Source organism: Mycoplasmopsis columbinasalis (genome assembly GCF_900660705.1).
GTDB classification, from domain to species: Bacteria; Bacillota_I; Bacilli_A; order Mycoplasmatales; family Metamycoplasmataceae; genus Mycoplasmopsis; species Mycoplasmopsis columbinasalis.
On the sequence record NZ_LR215043.1, the window covers coordinates 722,122 to 744,466 of the forward strand.

Annotated in this window: 9 protein-coding genes and 3 tRNA genes; 7 read left to right on the top strand and 5 right to left on the bottom strand. The window is 38.2% G+C overall.

Going from position 1 to position 22,345, the window contains the following annotated elements:
• Positions 1-54: 54 nt before the first annotated feature.
• The 4 genes from EXC55_RS02925 to EXC55_RS02940 all read left to right on the top strand — a co-directional run bounded on the left by EXC55_RS02925 (position 55) and on the right by EXC55_RS02940 (position 5,476).
• Positions 55-1,263, top strand: coding sequence for an arginine deiminase family protein (locus EXC55_RS02925; protein WP_129623174.1), 1,209 nt, complete (start codon positions 55-57; stop codon positions 1,261-1,263).
• A 256-nt stretch (positions 1,264-1,519) separates the two neighbouring features.
• The gene (argF, locus tag EXC55_RS02930) at positions 1,520-2,563 is read left to right on the top strand and encodes an ornithine carbamoyltransferase (RefSeq protein WP_129623175.1); all 1,044 of its coding nucleotides are present in this window, start codon (positions 1,520-1,522) and stop codon (positions 2,561-2,563) included.
• Between the two features lie 63 nt (positions 2,564-2,626).
• Positions 2,627-3,568 (top strand): carbamate kinase, encoded by a 942-nt coding sequence (arcC, locus tag EXC55_RS02935; protein ID WP_129623176.1) that lies wholly within the window; start codon positions 2,627-2,629, stop codon positions 3,566-3,568.
• Positions 3,569-3,793: 225 nt separating this feature from the next.
• Entirely contained in the window at positions 3,794-5,476 is a 1,683-nt protein-coding gene (locus EXC55_RS02940; RefSeq protein WP_129623177.1) for an APC family permease, read from the top strand.
• A 52-nt stretch (positions 5,477-5,528) separates the two neighbouring features.
• On the opposite strand, the gene EXC55_RS02945 is transcribed toward EXC55_RS02940, so the two are convergent.
• The 5 genes from EXC55_RS02945 to EXC55_RS02965 all read right to left on the bottom strand — a co-directional run bounded on the left by EXC55_RS02945 (position 5,529) and on the right by EXC55_RS02965 (position 6,827).
• Positions 5,529-5,966 (bottom strand): large conductance mechanosensitive channel protein MscL, encoded by a 438-nt coding sequence (locus tag EXC55_RS02945; protein ID WP_129623178.1) that lies wholly within the window; start codon positions 5,964-5,966, stop codon positions 5,529-5,531.
• Between the two features lie 61 nt (positions 5,967-6,027).
• A tRNA-Val gene (locus EXC55_RS02950) sits at positions 6,028-6,103 on the bottom strand.
• A gap of 3 nt (positions 6,104-6,106) precedes the next feature.
• A tRNA-Glu gene (locus tag EXC55_RS02955) sits at positions 6,107-6,182 on the bottom strand.
• A 7-nt stretch (positions 6,183-6,189) separates the two neighbouring features.
• Positions 6,190-6,264: transfer RNA gene (locus tag EXC55_RS02960), tRNA-Asn, on the bottom strand.
• A 233-nt stretch (positions 6,265-6,497) separates the two neighbouring features.
• The gene (locus EXC55_RS02965; RefSeq protein ID WP_129623179.1) at positions 6,498-6,827 is read right to left on the bottom strand and encodes a cupin domain-containing protein; all 330 of its coding nucleotides are present in this window, start codon (positions 6,825-6,827) and stop codon (positions 6,498-6,500) included.
• A gap of 220 nt (positions 6,828-7,047) precedes the next feature.
• Here EXC55_RS02965 and EXC55_RS02970 point away from each other — a divergent pair, with 220 nt between their 5' ends.
• The 3 genes from EXC55_RS02970 to EXC55_RS02980 all read left to right on the top strand — a co-directional run bounded on the left by EXC55_RS02970 (position 7,048) and on the right by EXC55_RS02980 (position 21,997).
• Complete coding sequence (locus EXC55_RS02970) at positions 7,048-8,535, top strand: phosphotransferase (protein ID WP_165001870.1); 1,488 nt, start codon at positions 7,048-7,050, stop codon at positions 8,533-8,535.
• A gap of 385 nt (positions 8,536-8,920) precedes the next feature.
• The gene (locus tag EXC55_RS02975; protein ID WP_129623181.1) at positions 8,921-18,148 is read left to right on the top strand and encodes a hypothetical protein; all 9,228 of its coding nucleotides are present in this window, start codon (positions 8,921-8,923) and stop codon (positions 18,146-18,148) included.
• Positions 18,149-21,997, top strand: coding sequence for a hypothetical protein (locus tag EXC55_RS02980; protein WP_129623182.1), 3,849 nt, complete (start codon positions 18,149-18,151; stop codon positions 21,995-21,997). It abuts the gene before it with no gap.
• The last annotated feature ends 348 nt before the right edge of the window (positions 21,998-22,345 follow it).

The following is a 22,345-nucleotide window of genomic DNA, read 5'->3' on the forward strand; positions in this document are numbered from 1 at the left end:
ATATATTTGTTGGCAAATTCTTTTTATAAATCATAATAAGGAGCTTACTATAAAATGAGTAAACTAAACGTTTATAGTGAGGTGGGTAAACTAAAAAAAGTTTTAGTGCACACACCCGGAGACGAGATCAGGCGTATCTGTCCATCTCGCCTTGATGAATTGTTATTTAGTTGTATTTTAGAATGCGATACAGCTATTCAAGAACACAAAGCATTTGTCAAAATTTTAGAAGACCAAGGCATCGAAGTCATTCAATTAGTAGATTTAGTAGCTGATACTTATTTCAACCATGCGACCCAAGCACAAAGAGATGCTTTCCTTGAACAATGACTTGATGAAGCTGAACCAAAACTTACAGCAGAATTAAGACCTTTAGTTCAAAAATATGTGAAATCATTGGAATTTGATCCAAAAAGATTTGTGAGAACTTTGGTTGCAGGTGTGACCAGATATGATTTAGAGATTGACAGTGAAATTGAGTTAATTGTTGATCCTATGCCAAACTTATACTTCACTCGTGACCCGTTTGCTACAGCCGGTAATGGTATTTCATTAAACCACATGAAGTATGTAACCAGAAGAAGAGAAACAATTTTTGCTCAGTTTATCTTTAATGTTCACAAAGACTATAAAGATACTCCACAATGATTCGACAGACACGATGAAGGTTTTATCGAAGGTGGCGACATCTTTATTTACAACAAAAACACTTTAGTAATTGGTGTTTCTGAAAGAACAAATAAAGAAGCAATCTTGACTATTGCCAAAAATATTAAAAATAACGACGAAGCAAAATTCACCAGAATTGTAGCGATTAATGTGCCACCAATGCCAAATCTTATGCACCTTGACACTTGACTTACAATGATGGATACTGATACATTCTTGTATTCACCAAATATGCTTTCAGTGCTTAAAGCTTGAGACATTGATTTAACAAGCGACAAAATTGAATTTGTGGAAATTGACAAACCACTTGCTGAATTGCTTGAACACATTATTGGTAAAAAACCAAAACTTATTCCTGTTGCAGGTGAAAACGCTAGACAAACTGACATTGATGTGGAAACACACTTTGATGCAACTAACTACTTAACCATTGCACCAGGTGTGGTTGTCGGTTACTCACGTAACAAAAAAACCGAACAAGCTCTTAAAAACAGAGGTATTACCGTACTTTCATTCGATGGTAACCAATTATCATTAGGAATGGGTAGTGCTCGTTGTATGTCAATGCCACTTGTTCGTGAAGACATTGAATAATTTTTAATTTTCAAACACAAAAAGTTTTCAAATTACTTTTTGTAGATTTTTCACAGCTTTTATGTGCAGCGAACTTGTTTTAGCGAATTCTACTGTGTTATAGGGTTCAAATAAAATTTACTATCTCAAATATTTTCAAACATACCCATTTTTGGATAGTATTTTTTATAGTATCTTGGCAGAAAGAATTTTGCTATGACAATTTTGCTCCATATAACTATTTTCACTTAATTTTTAATCAAAATAGAGGAGTAAAATGCCAAGAAATTTATTAGGTCGTTCACTTGATAGTGCGCTTAACTGAACAACAGAAGAAGTTAATTACGTGCTTGACCTTTCACTTGACCTTAAAAAAGCTAAACAACAAGGTTTACATGTTAACACCAGACCACTTGTTGGCAAAAACATCGTAATTCTTTTCCAAAAAGATTCAACCAGAACACGTTGTGCTTTTGAAGTGGCAGCTGCTGACTTAGGAGCATCATGTACATACATCGGACCAGCTGGTTCAAACTTTGGTAAAAAAGAATCGATCGAAGATACAGCTAAAGTTTTAGGCCAAATGTATGATGGTATCGAATTTAGAGGTTTCAAACAATCAGATGTTGATGCGCTTGTGAAATACTCAGGTGTGCCAGTGTGAAATGGTTTAACTGACGCAGAACACCCAACTCAAATGTTTGCTGACTACATGACCATCAAAGAATTCAAAGGCGACCTTAAAGGTAAAAAACTTGTGTTCGCAGGTGACATCAAGAATAATGTTGCTCGTTCATTGCTTATCGGTGCTGCTTTCTTTGGTGTGCACATTGTGCTTTGTGGACCAAAATCACAACACGAAATTGTTAAAAATGGTCCAGACCACAAAGCGGTTTTTGATGCTTGTCAAGAATTATTCAAGAGAAATGGTGGTTCAGTCACATTCTCAGACAATAAACTCGAAGCAGCTAAAGATGCTGATGCAATTTACACTGACGTGTGAGTATCACTTGGTGAAGACTTTTCATTATTTGAACCAAGAATTCAAGAATTAGGTAAATTCCAAGTAGATATGGACATGATTAAAGCAGCGAAAGAAGATGTCATTTTCCTTCACTGCTTACCAGCATTCCACGACGACCACACTCAATTCTCAGCTGAAATTAAAGCTACACTTGGCGCTAAATATCCAGTAGTAGCTACTGGTGCAATGGAAGTTACCGACGAAGTGTTCCAATCAAAATACAACAAATCAATCGAACAAGCTGGTAACAGAATGCACACAATCAAGGCAGTAATTTTAGCAACTTTAGGTTACTAATTACATTTCATTTTGCCAATTACGTTATGGCATAGTGATAAATAAAAAAACAGGAAATTTATAATGTCAAAAAAAATAGTTATTGCCTTAGGTGGAAATGCACTTGGTAACACCCCAAGTGAGCAAAAAGAATTGGTGCAAGTACCAGCTAAAAAAGTTGCTGAACTCATCAAAGCTGGCAACAAAGTTTTAGTAGGTCACGGCAATGGTCCGCAAGTTGGTATGATCTTCAACGCTTTTGCTGATGCTAAAAAAAGTAATCCTAAAACTGCACTTGTACCTTTTGCTGAAGCAGGTGGTATGAGCCAAGGTTACATTGGTTACCACATGTTAACTGCTATTTCAAACGAATTAATTAAAACTGGACTTGGTGCAAAGCAAGTACTTTACTACTTGACCCAAACAATTGTTGACGCTAACGATAAAGCCTTTGCTAATCCAACCAAACCAGTTGGTCCTTTCTACGCTACCAAAGCAGATGCTGAAGCAAACAATCCTAATTCAGTTATTGTTGAAGATGCTGGTCGTGGCTACCGTAAAGTTGTACCATCACCAAAACCACTTGATGTTGTTGGTTTAAGCGCGATGAAAGCAGCTTTCGATGCCGGTCACGTGGTGATTGCCGGAGGTGGCGGTGGTATTCCAACTATTATCAATGCTGATGGTACATACCAAGGTGTTGATGGAGTTATTGACAAAGACTTTGCGCTTGCTAAAATCGCAGCGAAAGTGGAAGCTGATACCTTTGTAATTCTTACTGCTGTTGATTACATTTATGTCAACTACAACAAACCTGATCAAAAGAAACTTGAAACAGTCACAGTTTCAGAATTAGAAACTTACATTGGTCAAAATCAATTTGCTCCAGGTAGTATGCTACCAAAAGTGCAAGCTGCAATTGATTTTGTAAAAGCAAACAAAACAAATGTAGCTTTAATTGCTTCACTTGATAAAGTAGAAGAAGCACTCGCTGGTCATAGTGGTACCAAAATTATTTTTGGTTAAACAATTAACTTAACTTATAAATAGAAAGCTAATAACTCGTTAGCTAACACTAATAATTTTGCGTTTAACTTTATAACATAGAGTTATTCGCAAACATACGATACTTAAACTTCTACCTTTTTGTTACATTTACTGTTTTAGCAGTAGAAACTAACAAAAAGATGGTTGCAACTCTGTTGACGAAAATTGCAACCATTATCCCTCTTTCGTCTAGTAAGGAACATTATGAGTAATCAAGAAACAAAAAATGCTCCTGAGATTAGTCAAAAAAAGAAAATTTCCTTCTTTTCTGCCATGCTAATTGTTGTTGGTGGATCAATTGGCGCGGGAATTTTCTTCAAGTCAGAATCAGTGCTTAGTAATTCACAAAGCAGCTTGATCCTTGCGATTTTTTCGTGAATCTTAGCTTCTTTTGCAATTATTTGCATGGCGCTTGCGCTTATTGAAATTGCGAGCGTAAAAAATGACAACTTATCTCTTATTAGTTGAGCAAAAATTTTTACTAACCGAACTTTGTACAACGCGACAAAGAACTTTATGACTTACATCTATCTACCATTAACCTACTTCTTTATGCCACTTTATGTGTTTTTACCACTACAAGATGGGCTTGGGGCTCTAATCAACACAGATGCAAGTCCGGCTGTAATTGGCACACAAGTAGATTGATTAATTTGATTAATCATCGCGTTAGTGCTTACAGTTTACTTTCTAACTATTCCAGCTTTCTTCTCAAAAGTTGGTGATGTGCAAAACAAAATTGTGCTTTCAATTAAATTTATTCCTTTACTTTTCGTGGCTTTAATTGGCTTTGTACTTGCTTTTTCTGGTCACGGTGGTTTACAAGATGTAAAAGCAGGAATTGTTATTCCTAGTGATGGAGAATTAACTCCAGTAGCAGGTGCTACACTTTCACAAGTAAGTGGTATGGGTGCTTTCTTTGGAATTTTTCTTTCATTAACTGCAATTTTCTTTGCATACGATGGTTTCTATGTTGCTGCTGGTATTTCATCAGAAATGAAACAACCTAAAAAAACTCCACTTGCTATTTTCCTTGGCCTTGGTGTTACTACAATTATTTATGTAGTGATTGCAATTTCAATGTCAATTAACGGTGGTTCATTCACAAATATGCGTGAGCAAATGATTAGCTTGTTTGGTGGTGCAGGTAACCAAGCAGCAGTCAAAGCTGGTAACACCATCTATGGTTTAATTAACATCTTTATTGCAATTGGTGTGCTTGGAATCATTAATGGTTTTTCAATGTGAGCACCACGTTTTGTTGAAGATCTAATCGCTCAAGGTGAATTACCATACTGACAAAAATTCTTCCGTAAACTAAATTCTAATAAACCAAAAGTTGGTTCACTTTACAGCATAGCAATTTCAATTCCAATTGTTGTATTATTCTTTATTATAGGTGCATACGGTTATTATCCTACTGTATCATACTACGATGTTTATGGTGGCGTGACAATGCATAAACTTTATAGTTTTGCTGATTTGATGTCAAACTGAACGGCCTTGTTCACATTTGGATTTATTTCCTTCGCTATTTTCGGGGCGTTGTTGAACAAAAAAACAAACAAAATTAAAATTAATCAAACCGTCAAAGGATTCAAATTCTTTGCCGCTACTTCGGTGGCTCTTATCTGGCTTGCACTTTCAATGCAAGTGATCGAACCTTTTGCTAATATCTTTAGTTTAGCAGTCTTGCAAAAAGAAGGCAACCCTAATTACACTTCTGCAGTTGTTTCACGTGTAATGACAATTGTTGTACTCTTTATTTTCATTGGACTTTCATTTGGTCCATCAATCATTGAAGATAAACTTCACATTAAAAAATATGGTTCGCTTGCAAATTGAGAAGCTGAAAAATCAAGAATTTTAGCAACTGCGCAAGTTTAAACTATGTTATTTGATTAATAAAAAAACACAATCAGGCACAATGATTGTGTTTTTATTTTGTTTCTGCGTCTGGTTGAATTGTTTGTGTTTGTTGTCAGTGTTGGTTAAGTTTTCTAAGTTCTGCGAGAATTAATTCTTGTGTATCAGGTTGTGGTGTAACAGAAGGGGTTTGCGATTTTTTCGTTGCCTTTTTTGCTACTACAATGTTCCGGACTAAAAAGATGGCTCACAAGGTGATAAAAACAATTAAGGCAACAATTAAGAATGAAATTAACGCTGCGAGAAACTTACCAATTAAAACTGCACCAACCTTTAAATCAGCAACACTATCAACTTTAAAAGTGTTCGCAATTGCTGCCATAATTACATCATTAGCAAGTGATTTAACAACTTCATTAAAAGCTGCTCCAAGTAACAATCCGATTGCTAACATAAACATATTTCCACGTTTAACCACGTTTCAGGCATCTTTCCCTGCTTTTTTAAACATTTGTACTCCTTTTTTGCATAAAAAAATACCATTGAAGGTATTTCTGGTGATAATCATCAAATGGTGGAGAGTAAGGGGCTCGAACCCATGACCCTCGCCTTGTAAGGGCGATGCTCTCCCAACTGAGCTAACTCTCCAAATGGTAGTCTGTACGGGGATCGAACCCGTGCATGCATGGATGAAAACCATGTGTGTTAACCGCTTCACCAACAGACCAATTATATGGCGCCGATTACAAGGATCGAACTTGTGACCAACTGGTTAACAGCCAGCTGCTCTACCGCTGAGCTAAATCGGCATTCGTTTAAATGTTGCTTATTAATTATAGAGTAAAAACTTTTTTACAAAAATATTTTTTAAAAATTTTTTTAAGAGTTTTTGCACTTGTAAATTTGGTCTAAATTAATTAACAAATTTAATTTTAATTACGATGTATATATCTATAACATATATAGATTAGTAAATAAAAACACAAATAAGTGTCTTTTAATTATAGAGAAAAAAGTTTACTTGTGAGAAAAATTTTGACTTTTAATTTAAATAAATCGCTAATCATAAAGCCTCTGGTGAAGTTGACACAATTTTGTGTTTAGCTTTAGCGTCAATTTTAAGTATATCACCTGCTTTCATATGAATCAGCTGCCCTTGTTTGTCGCTTAAAAGAGCTGTACCTTTGTATAGTAAACAAAATTCAATTCCTTGATTTATCATTCAGCCAGTTTCAACAAGAGAATTAGAAGCGATTGCAGCAATTTTTATTTGCTTTGACTCAAAAAGCGGAAGAAAACATTCCGAATTCTGAGCTGGTTTATTTTCATTAAAAAATTCATCAAGATTAATTATTTTGTTTAGTTTAAGCATTCGTATGTCCTTATTATTATAGAAAGTTTACTGTCAATACTTTTTTAAATGCATAAATTAAATAAAAGAGGCAGTATTAACATTTTCAAACTATTTAACTAAATTATCTATTTTTACTTCAGTTACAATATTGATTTTCTAAATCACTTAAAGAAAATAATACAAAATGATCATTTTTTTAACTAAAAGAAGTTTCAGCATTACGTATAATTTATGACATATGTCGTCGAAAACAATATTGATTACTGACTTAACAACAAACAGTAAAGCACAACAACTTTTTTACGAGTTAAATAATCACTTTGAAAATAAAATTCAGTTAATAAGCCTATATTATAGTGGTTTTCACAATTTTACTTTTCAAGGCAAACTTGATAACCAACTAGTTCAAATAAGAATTCCAAATAATGATTTTGTGAATCATGACGCAGAAGAATTAGTGTTAAAAAATGACCCGGATTATCTTTATTATCACAAAGGCGTTTTTGTGAAAAAATGATTTAATGGAAAAACATTGAACGAAATTGAATTGACTGATGAAAAACAATTAGCAATTTTAAATGAGTTAAAAAAATTTCAAAATCAAAAAATCAATAACATTGGCGCGATAAATTGAAATACTTATGGAGAGATAACTGACGAACGTTTTAAAAAGTATCTTTCTTATTTTAAAAAACAAAACTGAAATATTACGCATGGCGATTTAAATAACCAAAATATTTTAATTGATGATAACTTGAATGTGAAATTCATCGATTTCGAATGAGTTAGATTAAATCATTTTGCTTTTGATTTAATTTCACTACTAGATTCTTGTTCTTTCTCTTTAGAAAATATTCAAAAAGTTTTCAAAGTGTCGCTTTCTGATCTTAATAAAATGCGTTATATGTGTCAAAAACTAAGCGAAAAAGCATTCGAAATTAAATATAGTAAACTTGATTTTGAAAAATTACAAATGACCAAAATCACTGGCGGCTTGTCTAATGAAAATTATCGCTTTAGTAACTATTTTTTGCAATTAAAAGTTCCGAAATTTCAAGCGTTTAAAGTGAAATATAGCAAATTTAATAAACTGAATTTTGTACCAAAAGTTTTATATGAAGATTCGACGAAAATTATTAGAAAATACATAGATTCGCAAAAAATAGATTTCGAAGATAAGGGCATTTTAAGAAAAATAGTTCTTAATATCAAAGCCTTTCATAACGCTAAATTAGGACGTTTGCCGAAAAATAATTTGTATGAAAGAAGCAATTATTACGCAAAAGCAAACAATGAATTGGCAGCTCAAAAATTAAAAAAATATTTGGGAGAAAAGCAATACGAAAAGCTCATGCTTTTGCTAAAAAATATTCCAAACGTTTGCGTTTCACACAATGATTTAAATGAAAAAAATATACTTTTAGATCAAAATAAAAAAATTTGGTTTATCGATTTTGAATATACAACAAGTGGCCATCCGTACATAGATTTAGCTTATTTTTCTTCTTCAGTTTTTATGAATGATGAAACAGAAAAATGATTTTTATTAACGTATGATTCAAACATTAATTTTGATTTATACTATCAATTTAAGTTGCTCATAAATTTTTATGGCATCCTTTGAATGATGTTTTTGTTTCCTGAAACGGATTTTTTAACATTTGATAGAAATATTGAAAATTTAAACAAATATTTAAAATATATTGACGTACCATTTAACGAATAATTCTATTTTATAGGCTTAAAACAAAAATTTTATTCATAAAAATTAAAATTTGCAGACTCTAAACTCAAGAATAATATTAGTTTATAAAAATTAGAGTATTTTCCTTGTTTGAAAGTAATTTTTTGAGGTTTTGAATAAGAAATTTTCACCTTTTTTTGTTTGTTTAGAATCGATGACCAATAAGTGTTTTTGTCTCTAAAGTTTGCTAAAAATTTTAAAAAATTAAATAGTAAATTCAACGAATAACTCTTAAAAATAGTACTTTATGATACGCTCCTTCATTTTGTATGAAGTGGTGCGTATTTTTTATTTTTTGTTAAAATATACATATTAAATATTAAGTAGCAAAAATGGCTACTCTGACCTTGAATCAAGAAAGGAAATTATGGCTAAAAGTAAAAAACCAATAGCAATAGTAACAGCAACAGCTGGAGTACTTCTTATTCCTGCAACAGCAGGTGGAGTAATTGCAGCGCAAATGCTCAAGACGAAAGAAAAAGAAGTTAATTCAATCACCAGACTTGACCAAAATGTTACTTCAGTTGCTCAATTTGAGCAGTTGAAATTAGCAATTGATAATGCTCAAGAGTTTGTGAATGCGTACAAAACTTCATTAGCAACTAATGAACTAAGTTCACTTACAGCGTTAATTTCTTTTGCGCAACAAGTGCTTGTTAATGGCGACAGCGATGTGACTGACAAACTTAAACAGCGTAACGCGCTTAATAAGTTAGTTGCTTCAACTCAATTGTCTCTTGCGGTAAGAAATCAAACCGCTTCAGATGCTCAGGCAAATCAAACCTTCTTGACCAAAGCGTGAAATCAATATCGTGCTTTGTTCAAACTTAGTGATATTAAAGTAGCTTTCCAACAAGCGTTTGCGCGCTTTGACAAAAGTGCTGATTTCGCCACATTTATCAATGAAACTAATGAGCTTATCGATCGTAATGATGAAGCAATTCTGCCACTTGAAGTGAAACTTTACAATGTACTTTATGCTGAACAACTTGAAAAGTCAACTTTATCTGCACAAAGTTTGAAAACCTTAACTCCAATTATTACCGATGCTTTAACCGCAATTGTGGAAAACGATGAGAACTTCACACGTGATCTTGTGTTGCTTTACGAACAACTTTTTGACAAGTTGTATGCAACCGTAGCAGCAAATATTTTCAGTGGCACCACAGATGTTTCAAACTTACAACCTGATAATAGCGAAATCTACAGTAATTACGAAAAATTCCTCACTAATGCTCAACAAGCGCAAGCAACCATCAAAGTTTTAAACTTAGATGCAGCTACTAACGCTACTTTAACTACTTTAATTGACCACATTATTGCCCAAGCTAAAACTAACTTTGCATTCTGAAACTTATCATACAAATTTGCGCCAGAAACCATTGAAACAAAAAGCACTACTAAGGGTGAAAAACTACCAGCAAACGGTTTTGAATTCCTTAGTGCTCTTGTTGCCCAAATTACCGCTGAAGCCCAAGCTTACGCGCAAACCTTTGCCGTAGACGATGTCCAAAACCAACTTAAAAACTTAGTAAACGCATTTGCACGTAAAAATATTGATGAACCAGAACTTGCGTCTGACTTAATTGCACTCTACAACAGCGAACAAATTACTCCAGCGAAGGTACTTAACAACCCTAGCTCAACTTCTGAAGACTATGCTAACGCCTACACCCATCTTTTCACCACTGGTGTCAAACTAAATGTTGCCAGTCGTTTTTACTTATTACTTAATGACCTTTACAAATATTCACTTAACCAACACGTTGTTCCTGCTCCTAATGCTAACAACACCGCAAGTGATGCTACTAATGAGTTAAACTCAAATGAAATTGAAACTAACACTACTACTGTTGCGCAAGCAGAATTTCTGCGTCAAGCAAGCACTAAACTAGTTGCAAGCGTAACCAACGTAGATGAATTAGCGAATGCTATTTTTGACCTTAATAATACTTACTTTGACCAAGTTTTACTTAATTCACTTTACCAAGATGCTTTACGTGAACTTGGCACTCAAACTGCTACTAGCCAAGCCAATTACGACAACCTTGTGGGCTTACTTAAACAAGACAACGCTAACGTTAACCGTGTAGAAACTGCAGCCGAATCAAGAGATAATAACCTTCGTGTTTACAGCAACTCTTTAGCAAAAAATGTACAAGAAATCACCAATGCTTACGCAACAGTGACCTGGTTACGAAACGAAGTCCAAACTAAAGCTAATGAACTACGGAACTTAAACCGTGTACAACTTGGTTACTTACTTGACTACCAACAAGCCTTCTTGGATCGTTTCACTAATGCTACCAACGAAGCTAAAAACGATTACACCGAAGTGCTCAACCAAGCACGTAACTACACTGCTTTAACTTCAGCAGCTTCACGTGCTGAGTTACAAAGCAAACTCACACAGTTGTTTAACTACGCGCAAACCTTACAACTTTCAAACGCGCAAACCAACTTTACCAACGTACACACGAACCTTAGCAACCTTTTTGCCAACATTAAAGACCAACTTGCACAGAGTGCTTACTACAGCGGTGCTGTTGATCCTAACATTGACCCTGCCTCACCAGATGCACATCCAAATGTTGATAACGATCCTTTCTACAACGCCCTTATCAACGTCCGTCGTACTAACAAAGCAGCTTTTGATGCTGACTTTAACTTACTCACCTCAGCTTTTGAAACTTCGAACCAACCTGCTTTGTACCAATTCAAACAACTTAGCTACCTTTATAACTACAGTGACATTGCCAAAGCTAACGACCAAAGTGTAAGCGCAGCCTACCGGAACATGGCGCATTCAACTCTCGAGACACTTAACAAGTACATCGAAGCGTTGAACCGTTACCACCGGAACAACCACCCAGTTGCTGACCCAGGACCAAACGCAACCCCAACCCAACAAGAAGCTTACAGTGCTTGAAAAACACTCAAACCAAGTTTAGCCTTCTTAAAATACGTAATTGAAGTTGCACCACGTTACGTGGCTAACTTTGTTGGTGTCAACCAAGATGCCCTTGATGGTCTTAGTGCTGCCAGCGCCAACAACCGTGACTACCAACTTTTACTCCAAGCAGCAACCACTAACACCCAAGACGCCGAAGTTACCGTCCAAATCAACAACCCATTCTTTAGCGTTTTTGCCGCTCTTGAAACTGCTTTTACCAACGCGAATTTAACTAACAGTGTCTTTGTTCACAACTTGTTTACTCGTTTGTTTAAACTTAATGCTGACTTTGTCCTTGAAAGTGCACGTGCAACTGATGCTACGCTCGACGAACAAGCACACACTCAAAGTGTAGATCGTCTTGCTGACTTACGTAACCAAATGCTTGACATCCAGTCAAATGTTGCTTTGTTAGTCCAAGCCTTTAAGTTCCACCGAAACTGACAAGCTAACTACGGACAAATGAATTACTTGTTACCACGTCTTTACCAAGCAGAAAAATTCTTAAACTTTGACCGTCTTGACTTAACTCAACAACAAGTTGCCGACCACTTCCGCTCACAAACAAGATTTAGTGAGGCTGTGGACTTAGTTAATCCAAGTGGCGTGGCTGATGCGCGTTTAACTTCTGCGCTTACGCAAGCGCTTGGCTTTGCCGTAGCCAATGGCAAAGTGTCAAAAGATGAACTTAACCCTTACTATGACCTCTTTGGTCACACTGGTACTGTGCTTGCCGACACTAGCTTACCAATTGACTACAACGCCATTCGTACTCTTAACACCGAATCACAAATTAAACTAGCAAAACAAAACTTTGTGCTCTCAGGTGCACAAGTAACTTTCAATTACTTTGCTAACATTTTACGTTTACTCCACACCTTACCAGCAAGCAGCCTTGTGAACGCTGACACTAGCACCATTGACTTTGCCAATCTTTTTGACCATGCCGGTGAATTCATTGTGCTTAAGAAAGCCTTAACTTACGAATGAACCAAGTTACCACAAGAAGGTAAGTATGACACTAGTGACCCTGACTCACAACGTCAACACTTCAATTACTTCACTCGTTCATTATTACTCACTGACACTTTGATACGCTTTAGACTTGGTCTTAGTGGTATTCAAGACTACGCGCTTAATGCAAAAGCCGAAGCTGCCAGTGACACTAATGGCGGCGCGTGAGCACCGTTATTTGCTCCTTACCTTAGTCTTTACAACACTGACTCACTCACAACCCTAACCCAAAACGATCGCATCATTGGTGAGTTTGTGAAAGCTTACTTTAACATTCAGTCTTACAGCAACAGTACTCGTGATGGCAAGGTTTATGGTCACTTTATTCTTACTCGTTATGCTAACTTGCCTGGTTCATTGATTCGTGATGTGTACCAAAGTAGCGACAGTGTTAATGAATTTCTTACCAACAAGCTCTTACCTTACGTACTTAACTTTGACCGTTTCACCGCAGCTTTAAGTGACCAAGGTGACAACGCTTACCAAAGTCGTTTCATTGATGGCAACTCAATTGATGCTAACAACGATGTCCGTCAAACTAAGTGAAACAAAGACTTAGCTGCCAAACTTGACTTTACTAACAACAACAAAACTTTCACTAGTGCCAACATAATGGACTTTGCCAACTGAGCAATTTTCACTTTCGACCGCACAAATGCCGAGGCACTCTTCCAACCAATGACTGCTGAACTTGACAACGCACCAGTGCGTCGTTTTGCGTTTGCCAACAATGCTTTCAACCGAGCTTTAGCTGTTAACTTTGAAATATTGCTAAATGCTTACATCACCCCACCTACCGCTGTGGATGGAATTAGTTTGTTTGGTACTGCCACTGTGAATCTTACTGACAGTGTGCCTTATGCTAACTTTGACCAAGCTTTAGCAGCCTTAGTGCACCAAAACAACACCTTACAAGCTCAAGCCAACACCTTCAAACAAATTGTGCAAGCGCTCCAAACTTACGCTAACATTTACGACTTGCACAATGAACTTAGTGACCAAGCTGCTTTGGTAAACGACCAGTACACCAACTTACTCACTATCACCAACACTGATGCTAACACCACTCGGAAACTAAAACTAAGTGAATTACCACGTTTCCAAGTGTTCTTTGGTCAAACTTACCAAGCTTATCTCAAGCAATACCGCACTTGGTTAGCAAAACTTAACTCATTAGCTAAACTTATCGACCAAGGCGATGATAGTATCAACGATCTCCTTGGTGAAATTCACCGTGGCATTGACACTTTCACCGTGGCACGGAACAACGCCACTGCGGCACTTGATGCTGCTGTGCAACGTGCGCGTCAAATTTTCGAAGTGACAGCTACTACTTCACTTGACAACTTATTAAGTCGTGGTTGACTTAATGCTGCCGACCGCAACGAGGTCCTTGCTAACTTAGGTCTTAGCAACGAATACGTACCAACCCAACTTAGTTTCACAGTTAGCGACCCAGCTGATGCTGCTAACACACACGCTTACAAACTTATAGACTTATTTACTAAGGTAAGTAGTGCAACTGCTACTGCACCGGCAGTTTATGCTTTCCTTAACCTTGAAACCCTTGGTAACGCTTACCCACAACAATTGTTAGGTTTCCTTGACCAACTTGAATTCTTCACTCACGACTTTGTAGCACGTTACCAAAAAGTTGCTTCAGTGTTAGTCACTGACTTTACTTACAGTGCCCAATCGCCAGTGGCACTCAACCACATTGACTACATTGCGCGGAGCAACACCCTTAGTTACTTACTCCACTCACAAGACCAATTTAGTGACAACGACTTGTGAGGCTTCTATGCCAAAATGTGAGCTAACGCCGCGGTGCAACACAGTGATGCGAATACTGGTGCTACTTTCACCGATGCTCAAGGGCAAGTCATTACCCAAATGACTTCCCAAGCTGCGACTAAGTTTGGTCGTGCCTTCTTTAACTTACCACCAACTTTCACTACGACCTTGCCAACAATTTTAGGTAACTTACCAGCACTCCAAAACGCACTTGATGCTTACTATGATGCTAAAGCTACTTACTTTAGACAAACTACTTCACTCATCCAAGCTCTTGGTAACTATGTAGTCACCCACTCAAGTGAACACGCCAACCAACCTGACCGGGCAAATGCGCGTACTTTTGATGAAAGTGTAGTGCCATTGTTACGTGTGATTATGAACGAGCTCAAGGCCCAACTTTTCACCGCAGGTGAATTCTTAAACGACTTACCAGGTGAAGCTGAAGCTAATCGTTACATTGATTCAGCAACAGTACAAGACATTACCGACTTAACTGCGCGTTACCAACAAGCTAACCAACTACTTAGCAAACTAGTTGCTAAGGTTGCTTTAGCACACGCAAATTCAACTCCTGAACAAGCCGTAGTCGCACTTAACAACCGTCTTGACGCGTGACTAGCAGCTTACCAACAAGCTTATGTTAACACCTTGCCAGAGGACTTGTGAACACTCCTTAGTGCCCGTGAACAAGCGGTACTTAACGACTTAGCAATTCCAGCGTTAGCTAACACTAACTTTGTCTTTAGTGCCAACAAACAAGACGCTAACGCGAAGTTAGTACTCCAAGCACTTTACTTAAGCGATTATGCAAGTGCCGAAACCTTTGTACGTACTGTCTTTGCACAGGCACAACTTACCAACGACCAAATTCACCGGGTAGCTTTAGCTTACTTACAAAAACTTTCACTAGCTAACTTCTTGGTAAGCCACTATGGTAGTGTGCTTGATGTCAACACCTTACCTTACAAACAACTTCAAACCTATGTATTAGCACTCAAAGTGCAAATTGATGCCTTACCACAAACACCAGACTGAAGCGCAGTTTACAACAAGCTTAGTGCTGCTGTCTTTGCTCTTGACCAATACTCATTAGCACCAGCTAACAGTGCAGCCAAAGTGTACATCAACCAACTTGCGCAAGCTGAACACGAATTGATGAACGTGTTAAACGTTTATCCTGAATTAGTCCAAAGCGAAAGTTTATACGTTGCACCATTAGCACTTAAAAACGCTCAAGGTGCTGAAGCAACCGTGGTTAATGCTACGAACTGAAACGCAGCGGGTGTGTACTACAACCCAGCTGACAGTGCTTCAAAACACAAACTTAACGACTACTACCGAGCAATCAATCCTGCCTCACCAAAAGTGACCCTTGGTTTCAATGCCTTTAACTACCTTAAAACTCGTACCGATGGGGCAGTTGCTTCAGCAGTTGATGACTATAGTTATTCAACTTGATTTGACCTTGCCCAAAGAGTTGGTTCATACTTTGCCTTCGATGCTAACACCCCATTATTTACCTTAAGTAGCTTACAAACTAGCTTAAATGCACTCCAAAACTTCAACCGTGATGCGCGTACTTACATTGTGAATAAGAACACCTTAGCTGCCCAAACACGGAGCATTACTACTAGTTTAGCTACGATTGCTGAGAGTTTGTCACAAGGTACCACCTTGAAACAAAACTTACTCAACAACTATCACGGCGCTAACGCTGCTCTTGACCACATCGGCACAGCCAACGACCCAATTAACCTTACAACTACTTACATCAATGGTATTCAAAAACAAATTGCCGCTGACTTTTTAAGTTTATATGGTGCTAACTCAGCTTCGTTCTTAGAAAGCATGTTCAAACACCTTTACAGCAAACTTAGTGCTGGTCAAAATACCCCAGGTGTGCCACACAGTGTGGAAGGTACCACTCTTGCTTCCTTGCGGAACCAAGAAATTGCTAATGCCAATGGTTATGTGACTTTATACGCTCGTGCGTACACCTCGATTGCTAACTTTAGTAACTTAGCAGCAAGATTATTAGTCGACGACAACACCCTTGCTAAAACTAACATTAACGCCGCAAGTGCACTTACCTTTACTAAGAGCGCAGTTCTTAACTTACTTCGGATGATGTTTGGTTACAATGTTGACCAAGCTCAGAGTGCCCTTAACACTAGCGCCGGCTTCTTCCTTTACGCGCTTTACAATAGTTATGGTCAAAAACTTAGCGACCTTATGTCTGCTTTCAAAGACCAAGTGCTTAAGTTTGAAACTGACCAAGTGTGAAATCCTAACTCACAACGTGCTGACCAAGACGCTGAGAAAGTTAACCAATTCATTAGTGCCGTTGATGCGCTCACAAGCAAACTTTACCAAGTAGCCAACGACTTTAGCTACACCCTCTTTGGCCTTGATTTAGTTGGCGCAAGCAACTTCAGTGTAGACTTGAATACTTGAAACAACGAAACTGCACCAGCCTTAACTCAAAATGCTGCGCTCAAACGCATTACTGACCTCTTCTATAGTGCTGGTTATGTCAAAAGTGCGCCACAAGGTGCTTCGTGAAGTGCTTATATCAACAGCATCAACCCAAGTGACCGTAAAACACAGTTATTCTTAACACTCTACTTACTCACCAACTGAGACGTCTATGCAACTAAACAAGCTGGACCTTCGAAAGCAAGCGTACTTACTAATGGTGCTTCACTTAACACTAACCATCGTCCAGAAGCCTTCTTCGAAGGTGCACGTGACAATGTCAACACTGGTCAACTCGCCAAGGAAAACCTTAGCGGTGACACCCACGCCCAAGCTAACTTAACTGCTTTTGCTGACGCGGCCATCTACTTACTCGAAACCTTCTACACCAATGCTGACGGTAACTTTGCTTTTCTTAACCATCAAAGCTTCAAAAACGATGCTGCCAAAACTACCTTTGCGAAGTTCTTACTTGAAAAATTACTCAACATTACCAGCAACACTTTAACTAACCAACTTAAACCTGCTGACGTGTTTACTAACACAAGTGTTGACTCACTTTACTGAAGTCACGGTAATTTCCCAGCGAATGATCTTTTTAACAAAATTGCTGACAAAACTATTGCCCTCAATGGTGTCGACACACGTACTTACCTAGCAACTTTTGTGCGTCAAATTAAATTGCAAGGCCAAAATAAATTGCAAGACTTTATCACTAGTGCGCTTGCTGGTCTTTGGAATGACTTTAACGTGAGTGAATCCTCAGATTATGATGACTTACTTGCTACCCGCGCTACCAAGTCACCTTATGATGCTTTCGCACAAAACTTCCTTACCAAGGTGGCAGCCAACTTAGGTGAACAAAACTTTAGCAACCAACTTAATGCCTTTGGCACTGATGCAACTGCTCTCACTTACTACAACCAACTTTATGGTCTTGACTTGCAAAGTGCACTCAAACTGCTTAACACAGGTGCTAATGACGAAGTTTATAGTACCGCTGACACTGATGCACGTAGACGTCTTGATGAATATCTTAGCGGCGATACTGCAATTGACAATCCAGGTTTATTTGACTTGCTTAGAGTTTATGCTCAAAACCTTAAGTTCCAATACACACTCTACAAACCAGTGTGAAAAGTTTATGCGAACCCAGGTGTCAACGACACAGCCCTTACCCCTGTCTTTAGTACCGCTGGAGCACGCGTACTCAACAAACTTGATGCGAGTGTAACTAACATTACTAGTCTCGACACACTTGACTTACCTTATGCTTCGTTCTTGATGAACACCAAGTATGGTGTTGGTTTTAATGGTACAACTTCACAAACAAGTTTTGCTGACTTCTACAACTAAGTGCAACAAGCTGCTTTTGCGTGAAACGCTTCGCCATCATACTCAGATGGTCGTGGTGAAAACTACGGTATCATGTGAAAACTTGACCAAGAGTTGACTAAGGTTAACGAAGAAATCAAACGTCAAGTTGACAGCGCAACCAAGTGAACAAGTGCGCAATTAGACCTTAACACCTTACCAAACCGTGGTGAACTCAAACGTTTAGTTGACCGCGCAACTGCCTTGCGCTATGCTTACGCTTTTGTCTTCAAACTTTTCGTCCTTGAAAACTACCTTGATGCGAAGTTATGAAACGAATTTAGTGCCGACGGTACACCAATTAGTGCCAGCGCCAACATGTGACACTCATACCTTGCAACCTTAGCATACATGGTGGGTGACCCAACAACCATTAACAACCCAACAACCATTATAGCTCTTGACGATGCAGTCTTTAGTGGTTATGGACTTAATAGCAGCCAAGATGGCAGCCACACTACTAGTGACTGAAGTGCAGCCTGATTTAATGGCATCGACCCTGCGTCGTGAGCTAAAAAACCTTACGCACTCTTTGACAAACTCGCTGCGCTTAATGACGCCCAAGCTTACCAAATTGAAGCTAACACCTTCAAACGCATCTTCTTCACCATGCGTCTTGATGGTTCATTACGTCCAACCACACCAGTAGAAGCTAATATTCACACCTCAACTACTAACACTAACGCAGCCAATGTGCCTTATTTTGGTTACTTACCATTCCCAGCAACTTCATACTTTGCTTCGACTCGTGATGCTTACACTGGTAATGTCTACAAGTTAATTTCAACCTTTAACCCATTTGCCTTGTCAAACTGAACCATTAAGGTGCAAGGCGTAAGCAACGACATTGTCTTTAACAATGATGAAAAATTAGTAAGCTTCCTTAATTACCTTAAAGTTAACTTCCTTGCGCGGAACAAAGCCTTTGGTCAATTACTTGACTTACCAGCTGACTACTTTGACCAATTACTAGCTGAACTTAACGCTTACCGTGATGTGACCCGGAACCCTTACTCAACCTTGACTGGTAACTTAGCGAAGTCAAACTACTTAGTAACTAAGACTATTGTTGACTTCCAAATGTTAATGGCCACCCAACGTGACATTCAAACCCAACTTGACCGTTTACTCGCTGGTTTTGTCCAAGCTTACCAAAAATTAATTGCGCCACCAGCTAACTACAACGTCCCTGGTGTTGCTAATAGTGTCACTGTGACTGACCGTGATAACATTAACCAAAACTACTTTGACCTTCAAAGTTTCTTACTCAACTCACTTTATGGTATCAACTTAGGCAACACCATTGCCGCTGACCGGAGCAGTGCAATTGCCGAAGCTGGTTTTGCTTATGGTGACAACGCACCAAAGAGTTTCTACAGTTACAACTTTGGTAGCAACTTAGCAACTTACAAAGACTTATTGCTTAGAAAAGATGATGCCAAATCTGCCTTTAACGATTATGCGAGTCGTTATAACTTTTCACGTGCTGACCAGTGAGCCTTACAAAACATTCTCCTTAAGATGAACTATAGTAAGTACTTCAGTGGTCAAGGTCTCCAAGACGGTTTACCAGGTGCCAATGCCCAATACGCACGGGTACACAAAGACTTTAGTTGAACTAATGTGCATGCTGGTAACTTCAATGCCCAAGGCGAGTTGTTACAAGATGATGCCTTCTACGAAAACTCAAGTCACAAAACTTACGACAACGTCACTCCACAAGGTGCTTTCAACTTTAGTGCCTTCAAACAATTTACCACCTTTGGTTCCTTTGCTAACTTTGCCAGCGTACTTGACAAAGCTGCCGATACTTCTTCAGCCAAAAAATGGCTCCACAAAGACACTACTTCGGTTGCAAACTTAGGTGAACTTTATAGCAAAGAACTTAACTTAGGCCAAGCCAACGTGTCAAATCTAAGTGGTTACTGAATCCTTGGTGATGTAGCGAAAGTAATTCAAACTTCAAGTGAAAACAACTTTAACCGGACCAACCAACTTGATGTGACTGACTACATTAACACTTACCTTAATGAAGCCTTACAAGACCTTAAACGTTGAGCTTACAACCGTTTACTTAACACCCAGGTATCATTTACCAACTACTTAATCAACTACCTTGGTGTTAAAGCTACTGATGCTTCCTTAGCAAATATGGGTGTAGCTGACCAAGAACGTTTTGGTACACTCAAGAGTGCAATTGACTACCTTTACGCTAATAGTAAACACCCATCAGCTAACCCAACTGACAACAAAGAGGCTTTTGATGACTTCAACTTTGGTATCAAGAATTTATTTGACGACTTGTACCAATGAATGTGAACTTACGACCAAGCTAACAACACCCAAAAACTTTCAAACTTAGCTAAAATCTTTGGCTTTACTCAAAGTGATGTTGCTAACATTAGTGCTAAACTTGAAGAAGTCCAAACCTTCTTAGCTTCAACTAAGAACGTTAACTTCACCCTTCGTAATGCGCAAAACTTACTCACCAAGTTCCTTGAACTTAACAACGAACTTAACCAATTCCAATACGAAATTGTGCGTAAAGTTAACAAACAAGTCTTACCATTTGAAGGTGTAGCGAGTGCATCTACAACCTTAAGTGACCTGTTCAACGTGAATACACCACAAATCTCGGAACTCAACTGAATGTTAAATGCGCAAAAAATGGCACAATCATTGCCAATTCCAAGCTTAACAATGAATGGTGTTGGTACTAACACCCTCCCAGTTGACCAGTGAACTGACGAAATTGTGAGCAAATTACCAGTTAACCCATGATTCAACTACCTTGTGGCCAACTGAAGTACTTTTAAAGGTTACCGTACCAGTGACCTTGAACACAATGAATTCTTAACTGACAAGTTCCCAATTGCAATTGACCACACTACTGGTAAACTCAAGCCAAACTTGTTCAAAATCACTTCAAGTGGTACCAACAAAGCAGGTGACCTTGAACGTCTTGATGTCTTAGCACCATTGTTCTATACCTATGTAGCTAATGGCACCAACGAACACCTTAGTGATCCAGCTGCCCAAGCAGCGCAAGCAGCCTTTAGTGCCACCACACGTAATGGTTTAAGTGCCGCACGCTTTAACTACTCATTTGTGTGAGACTGAATGGCTTTAGCTTACCAAGACGACCTTAGTCAAGCCTTCCTTAGTCCTGACAACTCACAAGCTAATCCAAACGTGTTAGCCGCTTTACAAAAACTTGCCCAAATCAAGAACATTCGTTTATGAAGCCAAGATGCACCAACACTTAATGAAGTGATGTCACTCTTTGCGCAAGGTTTAAGTTTAACGGCTACAACTAATCAAAGATTTAACCAAAACCTTGACCAAAATTCACCAATTTACTACTGACCTGCATACCAACTAGCAATTTCTAACCTTGGTCTCAACTGAAGCCTACCAAACGCACAAAGTGCTGCTGAGTTAGTGGCAGGCTTAAACAACGCGACATTAGTGACAGCCTTAAACAACGAAACAAATGCAATGTTGCTTCAAGCCTTGAAACTTTCACCACTTTACTTTGACCTTAAGGAAAACAATGACCTTAGCGCTGCCTTACTTGGTAAAGCCGAAGCAGCTAGTGTCTTTGCCGACTTCAAAGCTGGTAAGTACCTTTCAGGCGCCAACGGTCGCACCTCAAAAATTGGTGCGTACTTGAACACCATCTTTAGTGCTCTTCACACTGATGATGTCAACTCATGAAAAGTTAACCGTGAAAGCTTTAGCTCTTTACGTACTGCCGACTCATTTAGCGGCAACAACCCTTACTATGGTAATCAAGTGACTACGGAAGGTGTACAAAATCCACAAACTTAATACAACAACCTTGCTCTCCACAAACTAGTCAACTTTGCAATTTACAGACTTGCGCTTAGCAAGACAGCGCAACGTGCTATTAATTTCCTTAGAGACTACTTCCAAAACACCTTAATTAAATATGGTGAAAATCTCATCAAAGATATTTATGGTGCGAGTGTACTTGACCCAGCTGATGTTCGTTACAACGACTTCTATAATGCTTGATTTAGCACCATTTACCAACAACTAGCTAACCTTGATGATGTCCTTAACCGGATCGACAGTGTTGGTAATGCTGACTTACCTGAATTACTTAACAAGTTATCAGTAGCCTTTAGTCACGCAAGATACTTGACCTCAGAATTC